This window comes from Halolactibacillus halophilus (assembly GCF_900115605.1).
Lineage (GTDB): Bacteria > Bacillota > Bacilli > Bacillales > Amphibacillaceae > Halolactibacillus > Halolactibacillus halophilus.
Map to the genome: position 1 here is coordinate 72,091 of NZ_FOXC01000003.1, position 13,889 is coordinate 85,979.

At 40.0% G+C, this 13,889-nt stretch carries 12 protein-coding genes; 5 read left to right on the forward strand and 7 right to left on the reverse strand.

Features of this window, described 5'->3' with window-relative positions; genetic code table 11:
• Window positions 1-20 precede the first annotated feature (20 nt).
• The 5 genes from BM098_RS02430 to BM098_RS02450 are packed head-to-tail and all read right to left on the reverse strand — an operon-like array spanning window position 21 to window position 5,002.
• Window positions 21-1,094, reverse strand: coding sequence for a Gfo/Idh/MocA family protein (locus BM098_RS02430; protein ID WP_200795826.1), 1,074 nt, complete (start codon window positions 1,092-1,094; stop codon window positions 21-23).
• Window positions 1,095-1,107: 13 nt separating this feature from the next.
• On the reverse strand, window positions 1,108-1,968 hold the full coding sequence (locus BM098_RS02435; RefSeq protein ID WP_089830030.1) for a sugar phosphate isomerase/epimerase family protein: 861 nt from the start codon (window positions 1,966-1,968) through the stop codon (window positions 1,108-1,110).
• Window positions 1,958-2,971, reverse strand: coding sequence for a Gfo/Idh/MocA family protein (locus BM098_RS02440; RefSeq protein WP_159430089.1), 1,014 nt, complete (start codon window positions 2,969-2,971; stop codon window positions 1,958-1,960). The genes BM098_RS02435 and BM098_RS02440 overlap by 11 nt, the downstream gene beginning before the upstream one ends.
• Before the next feature lie 13 nt (window positions 2,972-2,984).
• Complete coding sequence (locus BM098_RS02445) at window positions 2,985-4,151, reverse strand: Gfo/Idh/MocA family protein (RefSeq protein ID WP_186819677.1); 1,167 nt, start codon at window positions 4,149-4,151, stop codon at window positions 2,985-2,987.
• The gene (locus BM098_RS02450) at window positions 4,148-5,002 is read right to left on the reverse strand and encodes a helix-turn-helix transcriptional regulator (RefSeq protein WP_089830037.1); all 855 of its coding nucleotides are present in this window, start codon (window positions 5,000-5,002) and stop codon (window positions 4,148-4,150) included. Before BM098_RS02450 ends, BM098_RS02445 begins: the two co-directional genes overlap by 4 nt.
• Before the next feature lie 497 nt (window positions 5,003-5,499).
• On the opposite strand from BM098_RS02450, the gene ahpC reads away from it, so the two are divergent.
• The 5 genes from ahpC to BM098_RS02475 all read left to right on the forward strand — a co-directional run bounded on the left by ahpC (window position 5,500) and on the right by BM098_RS02475 (window position 11,908).
• The gene (gene ahpC / locus BM098_RS02455) at window positions 5,500-6,066 is read left to right on the forward strand and encodes an alkyl hydroperoxide reductase subunit C (RefSeq protein WP_089830039.1); all 567 of its coding nucleotides are present in this window, start codon (window positions 5,500-5,502) and stop codon (window positions 6,064-6,066) included.
• Window positions 6,067-6,080: 14 nt separating this feature from the next.
• Window positions 6,081-7,607 (forward strand): alkyl hydroperoxide reductase subunit F, encoded by a 1,527-nt coding sequence (gene ahpF, locus BM098_RS02460; protein ID WP_089830041.1) that lies wholly within the window; start codon window positions 6,081-6,083, stop codon window positions 7,605-7,607.
• 412 nt (window positions 7,608-8,019) lie between these two features.
• A complete protein-coding gene (locus BM098_RS02465) occupies window positions 8,020-9,585 on the forward strand; it encodes an alpha-glucoside-specific PTS transporter subunit IIBC (RefSeq protein ID WP_089830043.1) in 1,566 nt (521 codons plus the stop codon).
• A 74-nt stretch (window positions 9,586-9,659) separates the two neighbouring features.
• Complete coding sequence (locus BM098_RS02470) at window positions 9,660-10,988, forward strand: 6-phospho-alpha-glucosidase (RefSeq protein ID WP_089830045.1); 1,329 nt, start codon at window positions 9,660-9,662, stop codon at window positions 10,986-10,988.
• 173 nt (window positions 10,989-11,161) lie between these two features.
• Window positions 11,162-11,908 carry a MurR/RpiR family transcriptional regulator gene (locus BM098_RS02475; protein WP_089830047.1) on the forward strand — a complete coding sequence of 249 codons (747 nt, stop codon included), beginning with the start codon at window positions 11,162-11,164 and terminating at the stop codon, window positions 11,906-11,908.
• 79 nt (window positions 11,909-11,987) lie between these two features.
• Here the strand turns inward: BM098_RS02475 and BM098_RS02480 are convergent, their stop codons facing one another.
• Together BM098_RS02480 and BM098_RS02485 are read right to left on the reverse strand one after the other, a co-directional pair.
• The gene (locus tag BM098_RS02480) at window positions 11,988-12,767 is read right to left on the reverse strand and encodes a YibE/F family protein (protein ID WP_089830049.1); all 780 of its coding nucleotides are present in this window, start codon (window positions 12,765-12,767) and stop codon (window positions 11,988-11,990) included.
• Window positions 12,764-13,876 (reverse strand): YibE/F family protein, encoded by a 1,113-nt coding sequence (locus BM098_RS02485; RefSeq protein WP_089830051.1) that lies wholly within the window; start codon window positions 13,874-13,876, stop codon window positions 12,764-12,766. Before BM098_RS02485 ends, BM098_RS02480 begins: the two co-directional genes overlap by 4 nt.
• Between the last annotated feature and the right edge of the window lie 13 nt (window positions 13,877-13,889).

Below are 13,889 nucleotides of genomic sequence, written 5' to 3' on the forward strand. Positions count from 1 at the left end.
TGTCTGTTTTTCTATCTACCTTAATGTACTTTTAAGGCCTGTTCTTGCGCCATTAAACAGAGTTCCTGGGCTTTAAAAATATGGTCTTGTGTCATCGCTGTTTCTGTCCCGTTAATGGCATCTAGAATCATTTGACCAAAGAACGGGAAGCCAACTTGACCCGTTAGTGACATGTGCTCTACTTTGTCAGCTGTTACTAAGAAAAGATGATCGCCTGTTTCTTCCGTTGCTACATTGGTATATTTTCTTAATTCAATCGTACCTTTTGTGCCAGTAATAAACGTCCGGCCATCGCCCCATGTTGGTAAGGCATCTGGTGTGAACCAATCGACTTTAAAGAAGAACGTCGCCCCGTTTTCACCAACAAGCGTCGCGTCTCCGTAGTCTTCAAGTTCTGGTTTATCTGGATTGTTGTAGTTGGCAACTTTACTATGCAGGACTTTCGCTTCTTTATTGCCCGTGTATGTTAAGAACTGTTCAATTTGATGGCTACCAATATCAGTTAATATACCACCATACTTTTCTTTTTCAAAGAACCAATCGGGACGCTTATCTGAATCTAAACGGTGCGGACCAAATCCGGTTACTTGAATGACCTCACCAATCTCACCTGCTTCAATCAGTTCCCCTGCTTTAACGGCTGCTTCAACGTGCAAACGCTCAGAGAAATAGATGAAGTAGCGTTTACCTGTTTCAGTCACAACCCGCTTTGTTTCTTCTAATTGTTCACGTGTTGTAAAGCCGGTTTTGTCGGTAAAGTAGTCTTTTCCACTTTGCATTACTTTGTTTCCAATCGTACTTCTGACATTAGGCACAGCCGCGGCTGCCACCATCTGAATCGATGGATCTGTTAAAATCGTTTCAAGTGAGTCCACTGCGTCAACGAATGGATATGTGTCTAAATACTTTTTTCTTTTTTCTTCATTTGGCTCATACAGATATTTAATGGTAGCACCCGCTTCAATTAAACCATTCGTCATTCCGTAAATATGACCATGGTCGAGTGCTGTTACCGCCACATTATATTCCCCTGGTCCAACCACTTTGTTGCTGGTGCCTTTCGGTGCATAATTCATCCCGTCTTGTTTACTCACCATTCATCCCCCCTTAAAACAATTCACCATAACCAATATCAACTAAGTAATCTCGCGAATCTTTTAAGCAATCAAACGGATCGCGTCCATACTGATCATCTTGTTCGACAAGTAGGTAACGTACCCCCGCATCAAGACTTGCTTCAATAATAGCTTTAAAGTCTAGTGAGCCTGTTCCGAGTTCCGCAAATTCAATAATATCGGTAAATTTCTGCATAAAACCTTTTCCATTTCCCGCATAAAGGTCTTCAAGTGCTGCCTTAGGTACGCGGTTTACCCGATAATCTTTTAAGTGAATCAGTTCCACTTTACCTTTATAATCATTAATCACCTCAACCGGATTTAATCCTCCGCGGTGAACCCAATGAACATCAAGTTCAAACCCTAGTAACGGTGCTTCACGTCGAATAATATCGAGTAAGTACTCACCGTCATACTTCGTGAATTCAATATGATGATTATGGTAATAAAGCTTAATACCTTCTGCTTGTAGTTTTTCAGCGACTGCATTTGCTTCGTGTGAAAACTCAATAACTTTCTCAAGTGAAGCCATCGCTTCAAATGGTAACATCCCAATACGAATTAAGTTGCAGTCTAGCGTGTTACAATCTTTCACAATCTTATCAAAATCTGTTGTCAGCGATTCTTGCCCAGGTTGCATTGGCTTGAGTCCGGCTGTCATTGAGGCAACCTCGATTCCAAACTCATCTGAAGCCCGTTTAATTTCAGTGACATTTTCTTCTGTCATCGGAATTTGTGAGACTTCAATCGAATGGTAACCGAGTTCATGGACTTTTTTAAATGTTTCATAAGCCCCTAACTCCTCTACTTTTTCTTTTAACATCATTGCTTGTACACCAATTTTAGCTGTCATGTAAATACTCTCCTTTATTGATTCGTTGGCCCGTCTTCGATGATTGTTTCATTAAATCAAGCATGATCATCGATGGAAGGGCATCTTGTACGGTAATATAGTCATTAGTCTCTGTTAAAAGTGCTTGATAAAAGGCTTCAATAGCTTCTTGATGGCTAGGTCCGTAATACGACTTCGATTTTATTGATATTTTATCTTCAGCAATACATATTTTTCCAAGGTCTGTTGTTTCATACAACTGGTAATCTTTGATCGTAAATTTGCCTCGTTCAAGAATGACTTGTAGTTCCACGCTTGAATTAGCAGCGTAGGCATTGGTTGACATCGCAAACCCGTGAACGCCGTCACTGAAATTTATTTGGGCTACAGCCGTGTCTTCTACTTCAATCGGATAACCAGTAATGTTCGACAGACTTGCCTTCACATCCACAATGTCGCCAGCTAAGTACTGCATTAAATCATACGTGTGAATCGCTTGGTTAATAATCGTCCCACCACCTGCCCGGGCCATCAATCCGCGCCATGGTTTACTCGTATAGTAAGAAAGTGGTCGAGCCCAAGTAACTAAACCTTTCACAGCGACAAGTTTACCGTAATCATCACTTATTAATTTTTCTTTTAGTACTTTGACTGTTTTATTGTAGCGGTTTTGAAAGCAGACACCGACTTGGGCGTTTAACCGTTTGACTTCTTCAGCTAACTCATACGCTTCATAATAATTTAAGCCAACAGGCTTTTCTAAGAAGACCGCAATGCCTTGATTAATAACTTGTTTTGCGACGGGCACATGTAAATCATGCGGTAAGCAAATATGGACCACGTCAGGTGATTGTTCTTTTAACAAATCGTCAATTTGGGTATAAAACGGGATATCACGGTATAGTTCATGTTTAGTTGGATTGATATCACATACAGCCACAAGCTCAGCGACCGTACTTTCTTCAATCGCCTCGCGGTGAATAAACGATACATCCCCTAGTCCGATAATGGCGACTTTTAGCATCTCTTTCATCTCCTTAGCTTTGAAGGTCAAATTTACCTTCTTCTTTAATTCGTTTATTTAATTCACTTAGATATAAGTCATCGTCAAAATCTTTAATTGAAACTTCTTCACCTATCCACGTTGATAAATGAATCGCATTCGCTAAACGTACACCATTAATACCTTCAGCACCTGGGGCAAGTAACTCTTCTCCGTGCAGAATGTGACGAGCAAAGTTTTCTAATACACCTGAATGTTGTTCGCCCCAAGCACTTTCTTCAGTGAAGGTTTCAGTTGAATAGAAATCTTCTGTGTTCATCTGACCCATAAACAGACGTTTCACATCTTCCATATCCATATTTTCATTTAACTCATTTTCTGATTCTTTTAGACGTTTCACCGTTACTGTTTTACTATCTTCTACGACAATCTTACCTTTATCGCCTAGGATTTCTAGCCGGTCTGTTCCAAGTAAATCATGGGTACAAGTGACAAATACACCTGTTGCGCCGTTTTCATATTCCATAACCGCTGTTACCTCATCTTCTACCGCAATATCACGTCTAAAGCCATGCTTGATTTTACTGTAGACTTTTGTTGGGACACCGGCAATCCATTGAATTAAATCCAGTTGGTGAGGCGCTTGATTGACTAAGACACCGCCACCTTCGCCGCCCCATGTGGCACGCCATGCGCTTTGATCGTAATACGGTTGGGGACGCCACCAGGTTGTAATAATCCAGTTTGTTCGGCGGATTGGGCCAATATCACCGTCTTCAACAATTTGCTTAATTTTTTGATAGAGCGGGTTATTTCGTTGATTAAACATAATCGCGTAGGTCACGTCCTGTTTACTAGCCGCGAATTCATTTAGAGCTTTTACTTGTTTTGTGTACACGCCAGCTGGTTTTTCATTTAAGACGTGTACACCATTTTCAAGCGCAAACGTCGCCATCTCTGGGTGTAAGTAGTGTGGGACTGTTGTGATGATCGCATCGACTTCCCCGCTTATGATCATATCTTTATAATCACTGTAAATCTTTTTACTTGGGAATTCTTGTTTTAACTTTGCTTGTTTTGCTTCATCAATATCACAAACAGCCACTAAATCCATGCTTTCGACCATACCTTGTTCAATAAAGCTCGCATACGTTGAGCCTTGCGCGCCATAACCAATAATACCAAAACGTAATTTTGTCATAATATATACTCTCCCTTATGATTGTTTAGTTGTTTACGATACCTTGATGGCGTTACTTTAAAGTGAGATTTAAAGTAACGACTAAAATGGGCATCACTTTCAAAACCGTGTAACTTTGAAATATATTTGATCGTGTATTCCGGATGACTTTCTAGCGCATGCGTCGCCTGAGACAAGCGATAACCCATGATGTACTGCATAATCGTTTGACCAGAAATGTCTTTAAATACATGTGACAAATACGACTTACTTAAATTCACTTCGTTGGCGATGCGTTCAATTGATAGTGATTCCCGGTAATGTTCTGTGATGAATTTCGATACCCGTTCGGCGATGACTGTTTTTTCATCTCCTCTCATATTAGGTTTATCTAAAATACACTCGGTGCCTCGCTTCACCGATAGTAATAAATCAACGAGCACAAGTTGTTGTTCAGCACGTTTATCCTCGTCGTCCACAGCCGATAAAAAGATAAGCCGTTTTAATCGTTCTTCTACTTTACTGATTGTTTGGGGACGGATGACACGTAATCTTCCCTGTTTATTTTCTTGAAAAATTAACAACAAATCTTCTAAATCTAAAAAACGCAGTAAAGGCATGAGCCAGTCACGGTCAAAATGGATAATACTTCGTTCATATGTATCTGCATCAGAAAACAGTGCGGCGCGGTGAACAGTTTTTCCGTCAATAAAAAGTAGGTCACCTGGTTTTAACATATACATATGATCCCCTATTAAAAACCGGCAACTTCCTTGATGAAACAAATATATTTCATCATGATGATGTGTATGAAACTCAAGCGGATACTGCTGTCCTTTATGACGGTAAGCCACTTGAATCGACTCTTCCATATTGCCACCTCTCCTCTTGTATACTTGTATTATAATCAAATATCTGACATAAAACAATGACTGAAAGTGTTTACATTTACTATTATATTGACTCAGACTGCTTTTTGCGATTCAGACGACCACTCTTACTGATGCATAGTTGCTGATTAATTCGGGTATATAATGTAAGTGAGTGTTTTTAGTTAGCTTGGCGCCTCATTATTTAGTGGTTAATGATTATCATCATCAACAATTAAACGATAATGAATCGTCAGATATTTAATAAAAAAGTTTATAATTTTTTTAAGCTTTCAGACAAAAATAAGCTTAAACGACTGATATTAAGACATTGAATTCGCTTATGATGGTTTTGTCATATTGCTTGACTTTAAAAACAAATACTTTATAATAACTTATATCGAATTAGAATTATTATCGTTAAGAAAATGTTATTTACTTTTTATGGTTAACGTTAATAATTACTTATATATTCAAAAATAAAAGGAGGATGACAATTTATGTCACTAATAGGTAAAGAAGTACTACCATTCACAGCACAAGCATTTAAGCAAGGCGAAGATTTCTTCGAGGTAACAGAAGCAGACCTTAAAGGCAAGTGGAGTGTCGTTGTTTTCTATCCAGCTGACTTTTCATTTGTATGCCCGACTGAGTTAGAAGATATGCAGAAAGAATACTCAGCACTTAAAGACCTTGGTGTAGAAATATTCTCAGTATCAACGGATACACATTTTGTTCATAAAGCATGGCACGAGCATTCAGATGCGGTTAGTTCAATCGAATACACAATGATTGGTGACCCATCTCAAACCATCTCTCGTAACTTCGATGTCCTTGACGAAGAATCAGGTCTTGCGGATCGTGGTACCTTCTTAATTGACCCAGACGGCATCATCCAAACAGTCGAAATTAACGCTGGTGGTATTGGCCGTGACGCGTCTACGATTATCAATAAAGTAAAAGCTGCACAATATGTACGTAAACACCCTAACGAAGTTTGCCCAGCGAAATGGCAAGAAGGCGAAGAAACATTAAAACCAAGCCTAGATATCGTAGGTAAAATCTAAGGAGTGATTCCTCAATGCTAGATGAACAAATTAAAGAACAACTCAAGCAATACTTAGCCATGCTTGAGTCTGATCTTATGATTAACGTATCGCTAGGTGATGATAAACATTCAACCGAAACAAAAGATTTAGTTGATGAACTGAGTCAAATGTCAGACCGGATTACGGTCAAAGAAACAAACTTAGCTCGTACGCCAAGCTTTACTGTGGCGAAAAAAGGCGAAGATGCACGCGTCACTTTCGCAGGCGTCCCACTTGGACATGAGTTCACGTCACTGATCATGGCCCTCTTACAAGTAAGTGGTCGCGCACCTAAAATTGATGATAGCCAAGTCGAACAAATCAAAGGAATTTCTAAAGAATTAAACTTCACGACATATGTGTCACTCTCATGCCACAACTGTCCAGATGTTGTTCAAGCGCTAAACATTATGAGTGTGTTAAATCCCAACATTACCCATACAATGGTAGAAGGAACAGCACATAAAGCAGAAGTAGAAAAAGAAAACATCATGGCAGTGCCAGCCGTTTACTTAAACGGTGAATTCTTAGAATCTGGTCGAATGACGATGGATGACTTACTTGCGATAGTTTCAACCGGTCCAGACCCAGAAGAGCTAAACAGTAAAGACCCATTTGATGTATTAGTTGTTGGTGGTGGTCCATCTGGGGCAACATCAGCGATTTATGCGGCTCGTAAAGGTATTCGTACTGGCCTTGTCGCTGACCGCTTTGGTGGTCAGGTGATGGATACACTAGGTATTGAAAACTTCATTGGTATTCCTTACACAGAAGGCCCTAAATTAATGGGGAATGTGGAGGCACATGTGAATGAATATGATATCGATATTATGAAGAGCTTACAAGCGAAAAGCTTAAAGAAAAATGATCTCTTTGAAGTAGAACTTGAAAATGGTGCTATTCTGAAAAGTAAAACCGTTGTCCTTTCTACTGGTGCTCGTTGGCGAAACATTAATGTTCCAGGTGAACATGAGTATAAAAACAAAGGGGTCGCTTACTGCCCTCACTGTGATGGTCCGTTATTTGAAGGAAAAGATGTCGCCGTTATCGGTGGTGGTAACTCTGGTATTGAAGCAGCCATTGACCTTGCGGGGATCGTTAAACACGTGACCGTGGTTGAATTCTTACCAGAGCTAAAAGCTGACCAAGTCTTACAAGATCGTCTGTACTCACTATCAAATGTGACGGTCATTAAGAATGCGCAAACAACTGAAATTACCGGTGACGAGACAGTGAACGGTCTAAGCTACAAAGACCGTAACACAGGTGAAGAACACCACGTCGAACTAGCGGGTGTCTTTGTCCAAATCGGTCTTGTGCCTAACACCGATTGGTTAGGCGATACAGTAGAACGTAACCGCATGGGTGAAATTGTGATTGATAAGCATGGTCAAACAAGCTTACCAGGTGTCTTCGCCGCAGGTGACTGTACCGATACACCTTACAAACAAATCATTATTTCCATGGGTTCAGGTGCAACCGCATCACTTGGTGCCTTTGACTACTTGATTAGAAACTAACCTAAATTAAATACAAGCCATGTTGTGTCTACGGACATGACATGGTTTTTTTATATGTCATTTTTCATTTCTCCTTTTAATACTCGCTCATAACCAATTCAGCTCTTCCTCATATACTTCATCCGTATACATCTGGGAAATTTACCGGACTAAGAGAAAAATATCTAACGCCGGAACCCTTTCCCTTACTACTTAAAAAGCATTGTAAACGCTTACTGTCGATGTTTTAATAAAGGTGTCAAAGCGATATAATATTTTTCCTAACATCGTTTTGTCATTACCAAACAGTCAATCACTATTTTAAAAGCAACAGCTGCTTAAAACTCACAGACAATGAAGGAGGATCGACAGAAACTACTCTATTGCTTAAACAAATCATAAGCCATTAAAAAAATGATGTGGAGGTTACATTATGTTTCAATCTTTAAAAGACAAAGTCCAACGATTTGGTGGGGCGATGTTTTTCCCAGCGCTCCTGTTACCTTTTGCCGGTATTTTATTAGGTCTTACGGTTATTTTACAAAATCAGCAATTATTTCCCTTTGCGGTAGAAGGTTCAACTTACTTTAAGATCACTGATATTTTCTTACAAACATCTCTGGTAATCTTTAACAACTTACCACTGATCTTTGTGCTCGGTATTCCCATTACCCTCGCAAAAAAAGAAACCGGGCGCGCGACGTTAACAAGTTTCATTACGTATTTAACGTATAACTACTTTATGGGGGCAACACTTAGCTACTTTGGACCAACGTTTGGCGTTGATACATTTGAAGCAGGCGCTTTAGGTTTAACGGAAATCGCTGGTGTCCTTACACTTGATACAAATCTAGTCGGTGCAATTGTGGCGGCTTCACTTGCGGTATGGATTCACAATAAGTACTACGACAAAGAAGTACCAAACATTCTCCAGAGTTTTAAAGGGACACCGCTTGTCATTATCATCTTGTTCCCAATTACCATCTTGGCAGGACTCGTCACACTATTTGTTTGGCCAACGATTCAAGACGGTATTTACTCTATGCAGAGCTTTATGGTTGAAGCTGGTGGCTTTGGCGTTTGGACATTTACCTTCCTTGAACGGATTCTGATTCCAACCGGTTTACATCATTTCATTTATGGACCAGTCTTCTACGGGCCTGTTGCGATTGATGGTGGAACAGTCAACTACTGGATTCAGAACCTTTCAGACTTTGCCAGTTCAACTGACAGTTTAACCTCCCTCTTCCCACAAGGTGGCCTAATGCTTACGGGGATGGGTAAAACATTTGGTACAACTGGGGCAGCGATTGCGATGTACTTAACCGCTAAACCTGAAAATAAAAAGAAAGTACTTGGTCTCTTGATTCCTGCAGTCGTCACCGCGATTCTTACCGGGATCACTGAACCGATTGAATTTACGTTCTTATTTGTTGCACCACTGTTGTTCTTTATGCACGCGTTACTATCTGCCACTATGGCAACGACACTCTATTTACTCGGTCTATCCGGTAACTTCCAAACTGGTTTTATCGATTTCATCTTCCAGAACTGGTTACCACTTGGCGCCAATCACTGGTTGATTTACGTAACGCAATTTGCCATCGGTACTCTATTCTTAGTCCTTTATGTGGTCATCTTTAGAGCATTGATTAAGAAATTTGACTACAAAACACCAGGACGGGCAGCGAATGTCTCACTAAAATCGAAAAAAGACTATAAACAGAGTAAACAAGCAAATGACACTGGAAAATCCGTAGACCAAGAACTTGCTGAAGGCTATCTCGCAGCACTAGGGTCAAAAGACAATATTGACAGTCTTACAAACTGCGCCACCCGACTTCGCGTGAAAGTAAAAGACTTAGATCAAGTGGCAGCTGATGAAGTATTTATGGACATTGGGGCAGCTGGTGTTGTTCGTTCCGGTCATAACTTACAAGTCATAGTCGGTCTGAGAGTGCCACAAGTTAGGGGTAATATCGAAGATTTATTGAAGTAAAAGAAAACTTAAGCTAGATAAAAAAGATAAAGATCACATAAACTATTTTCAACCAATAAAGGAGACGATTTAAAATGAAAAAACACTCAATTGTTATCGCAGGTGGCGGCTCAACCTTTACACCCGGAATTGTCCTAATGCTTTTAGACAACTTAGACCGATTGCCAATTCGTCAAATCAAATTCTATGACAATGATGAAGCGCGTCAAGACATTGTCGCTGATGCATGTAAAGTCATTATTAAAGAAAAAGCACCAGAAATTAACGTCGTTAAAACAATCGATCCAGAAACAGCTTTTACCGATGTCGACTTTGTCATGGCTCACATTCGTGTAGGTAAATACAAAATGCGGGAAATGGATGAGAAGCTCCCGCTTAAATACGGTGTTGTCGGTCAAGAAACATGTGGACCGGGTGGGATGAGTTATGGTATGCGTTCAATCGGCGGAGTATTAGAACTGGTTGATTATATGGAACAATACTCACCCGATGCCTGGATGTTAAATTACTCAAATCCAGCTGCCATTGTTGCAGAAGCAACGCGTAAATTGCGTCCAAACGCTAAAATTTTAAACATTTGTGATATGCCAATCTCAATTGAAAATTTAATGGCTCAAATTCTCGGGCTATCATCACGTAAAGAGATGAAAGTACGCTACTACGGTCTAAATCACTTCGGTTGGTGGACATCAATCACTGACCAAGCAGGTAATGATTTAATGCCACAACTAAAAGCTCACGTAAAAGATCACGGTTATGCGATTGATTTCTCTGATGCGGGTCAACACGTGGATAAAAGCTGGCAGGACACGTTCAAAAAAGTAAAAGACGTCTATGCCTTAGCACCCGATACGATGCCAAATACGTACTTGAAGTATTACCTCTATCCACAAGATGAAGTAGAGAAAACAGATCCAGACTACACCCGCGCAAATCAAGTGATGGATGGACGCGAGAAGCATGTCTTTACTGAATGTAAACGGATTGCCGAAAACCAATCAACTGAAGGCTCAACCCTTGAAATTGACGAGCACGCATCATACATCGTCGACCTTGCCCGAGCAATCGCCTATAACACCGGTGAAAGAATGTTACTCATTGTTGAAAATAACGGAGCGATTTCAAACTTTGAACCAACTGCGATGGTCGAAGTACCATGTATTGTCGGTAAAAATGGTCCAGAACCACTGACACAAGGAGAGATCCCTCGCTTCCAAAAGGGCTTGATGGAACAACAAGTTGCGGTAGAAAAACTTGTCGTCGAAGCTTACGCAGAAAAGTCTTACCAAAAGTTATGGCAAGCACTCACACTGTCACGCACAGTGCCTAACGCACGCGTCGCAAAAGAATTGCTTGATGACTTAATTGAAGCAAACATAGATTTTTGGCCAACATTAAAATAATGAAATATACTAAACCATTCACTTTTGGGCGGACGATCAACCATCGTCCGCCTGCTTTTTCTTATAGCTCTGAACTATTTTAACGCTTTCATTCTTTCAATCATTTATAATTTGTCCATAGTCACACCTACTTTTCTTCGCTATAATGAAGCTAACAAGAAAGGGGATGCTAAATGTTTCAAGCACTTATTCATAAACATGCCGATGACTTAACCGATAACGATTATTACATCTTAGATTATATTGAACGACATCCGGATGATGCGCAAAAAATGACGATTATTGCTTTAAGTGATGCCTGTATGACGTCAAAGTCAACGATCTTACGCCTTACTCAAAAACTAGGCTTTTCTGGTTTTAGTGAGTTTAAATATTTCTTAAAAGAACATGCGCCAAAAGAAGAAAATCTATCCGATTTATTTGAACTATCTCGTTATGATATCGACTACACGTGCCAACTATTCGAAGAAATCGAAAAGCAACCAATCTATGAAGGGATCAATCAAGCACAGAAACTCTATGGTTTTGCGACGGGATTCGGTCAAGAAAATGCCTTGCGCGAATTAAAGCGTTACTTATTTACCTCCGGTAAACATTTGTATCACTTACCAGCTTTGACCGAATTTCAAATGGCACTAAAGGAAATGACGCCTGATGACTTCGTGATTTTAATTTCGTTAAGTGGTGATGTGAATCCGATCCTTAATGACTTAAAGCGCCTCAAAGCTAAAGGAATCTCAACGCTCTCGATTACAAGTTTTAAAAACAATCATTTAGCTGAACATTCAACCTATCACTTGTATTATCAATCAACCGACCTCGGTACGTTTAACGGTCATATGCAAAAATCATTTATCGGACTACAAGTCTTAATTGATTTATTATTCCGTGGCTTTTTAGATTATAAGAAAAACAGCTAACGCGGGTGATTAGCTGTTTTTTATATTGCTTTCACATTCATTACATATGTCTTCTAAAACGACATATACTACTTTTGCATTACATGTTAATAGACGTATCTGACTCTTTTTTTGTTGTTAGCCGGTAAGCTGTTAAATATGCCGTTACCGGCACAATCAGCAATACACCCATGCCCGATAACAAAATGGTCACAATTTCTTGGACAAACACTTTTGCGTTTAGCACTTCACTTAAATGGTACCCCATATCAAAAAAGCGCACGAGCAATGCCAGATAGCTACCGAAAAAAGCAAAGAACAGCGTATTCGCACTCGTTGCTAGTAAATCAATCCCTACCTGCATCCCACTATTAAACAACTCTTTTCGCGATTGATTTGGGCTATACTTGAACAATTCATACATCGGTGAAGCAACGGAGATCGCCTCATCAGTCACAGCCCCGATGGTACTTAAAATAATCACCGATGTAATCACTTCAGTGAAGTTCACTCCAAAATAGAATGAATAAATCGACAGTTCTTCGACTTCTTCAGTACTAAAGCCACCAACATTGGTCAATAGGACAAACAAGTGAATAAGACCGACTAAGACAACCATCGTCATCATTGTTGCTACAAAGGCTGTTTGTGTCTTTTTATTCTTACCATTAATTAAGTATAGCGTCACATAGCTAATGATGACACTGGCAATCAAAGTAATGATGATTGGACTTGCGCCGGGGTCGGTCATAATAAGGACTGCAACAATGATGACACTGACGTGAATCAACATCACACTAAAACTCAACAACCCTTTCTTACCGCCAATCACACTCATTAATACAAAGAGAATCATGGCCAGTACACTGATTGTTGTCATCTTACCTCACCTACTTTCGTAAACAACACCGCAAACAAAATTGAAATCGGAATCGTTAACACAATCCCAATTCCACTGCTTAAGGCACGAACAAGTTCAAGTGAGAAATTCATTGATAAACTAAAGCCGAGTGATGCATCATTTAACAAGTAAATAAGCAGCGTAGGAATCGTCCCACTCATATAAGCAAAAAACACAATCGTTGTCATCGTGCCCATAATATCTTGTCCAACTTGTCGACCAGAAGCAATTAAGTCTTTTATCTCAATTGTTGGGTGCTCTTGTTTAATCTGAAACAAGGTTGAACCAATCGTGACTGCTACATCCATGACCGCACCAATCGCACCAATAAGAAGCCCCGCGGTAAAGACCGCATCTGGATGCCGCGTCAGTAACCCCATCTCTTCAAACCTTAACCCTTGTTGATTCGTTAACCGTAAGACGAGTAAAGTTATCACCATCATTACCGCTAAACCGGTCAGTGTCGACAGAATCGCACTGAGTGTTTTTTTCGTTAAGCCACTGACAGAAACTAACGACGCTACGGTCATGAGAATGGTCGCCACACTCATCAGCGCGAGTAATGACGTGTTAGGTTGACTCACAAAATAATAAATTGCACCAGCCATAATAGCGACATGAAAGATTAAACTGAAAACAGCAAATAACCCTTGACGCTTACCAATTACGAGCATCATCAGAAAAAATAAACTAAATAAGATAAGTACCTCTTGGTCACGTTTCACTTCAATCACTTCAGCCGTTAAATCACTGCCTTCACGCAATGTGACAAAGACTTTGTCACCTGCTTCAAGCTCAGCATGATACGGTGAACTGTCACTGTATTCATACTGCATCATTAGTGTTTCACCGCGGTAGTTTGTATTTTTAAGCTCGGCTTCAAAGGTTACCTCATACATCGTATCAATCGCTTCACCCGCCTCATTTGTTTGAAGAACGGTTTCTGTCACTTGATGAATATCAATGAACTCGACAATAGCCCGGTCATATAACGTACTGATCCCCATCAGCAAATAACTGATAATGACCCCTAATAACAGACTAGCTGCGACGATACTTTTTATTGTCCGTCTTTTTACTATCCACATAACTTTGCCTCAT

Coding starts and splice junctions, on each gene's coding strand:
- BM098_RS02435 (WP_089830030.1), bottom strand. CDS start 1,968: ATGACAGCTAAAATTGGTGTACAAGCAATGATGTTAAAAGAAAAAGTA.
- BM098_RS02440 (WP_159430089.1), bottom strand. CDS start 2,971: ATGCTAAAAGTCGCCATTATCGGACTAGGGGATGTATCGTTTATTCAC.
- BM098_RS02445 (WP_186819677.1), bottom strand. CDS start 4,151: ATGACAAAATTACGTTTTGGTATTATTGGTTATGGCGCGCAAGGCTCA.
- BM098_RS02450 (WP_089830037.1), bottom strand. CDS start 5,002: ATGGAAGAGTCGATTCAAGTGGCTTACCGTCATAAAGGACAGCAGTAT.
- ahpC (WP_089830039.1), top strand. CDS start 5,500: ATGTCACTAATAGGTAAAGAAGTACTACCATTCACAGCACAAGCATTT.
- ahpF (WP_089830041.1), top strand. CDS start 6,081: ATGCTAGATGAACAAATTAAAGAACAACTCAAGCAATACTTAGCCATG.
- BM098_RS02465 (WP_089830043.1), top strand. CDS start 8,020: ATGTTTCAATCTTTAAAAGACAAAGTCCAACGATTTGGTGGGGCGATG.
- BM098_RS02470 (WP_089830045.1), top strand. CDS start 9,660: ATGAAAAAACACTCAATTGTTATCGCAGGTGGCGGCTCAACCTTTACA.
- BM098_RS02475 (WP_089830047.1), top strand. CDS start 11,162: ATGTTTCAAGCACTTATTCATAAACATGCCGATGACTTAACCGATAAC.
- BM098_RS02480 (WP_089830049.1), bottom strand. CDS start 12,767: ATGACAACAATCAGTGTACTGGCCATGATTCTCTTTGTATTAATGAGT.
- BM098_RS02485 (WP_089830051.1), bottom strand. CDS start 13,876: ATGTGGATAGTAAAAAGACGGACAATAAAAAGTATCGTCGCAGCTAGT.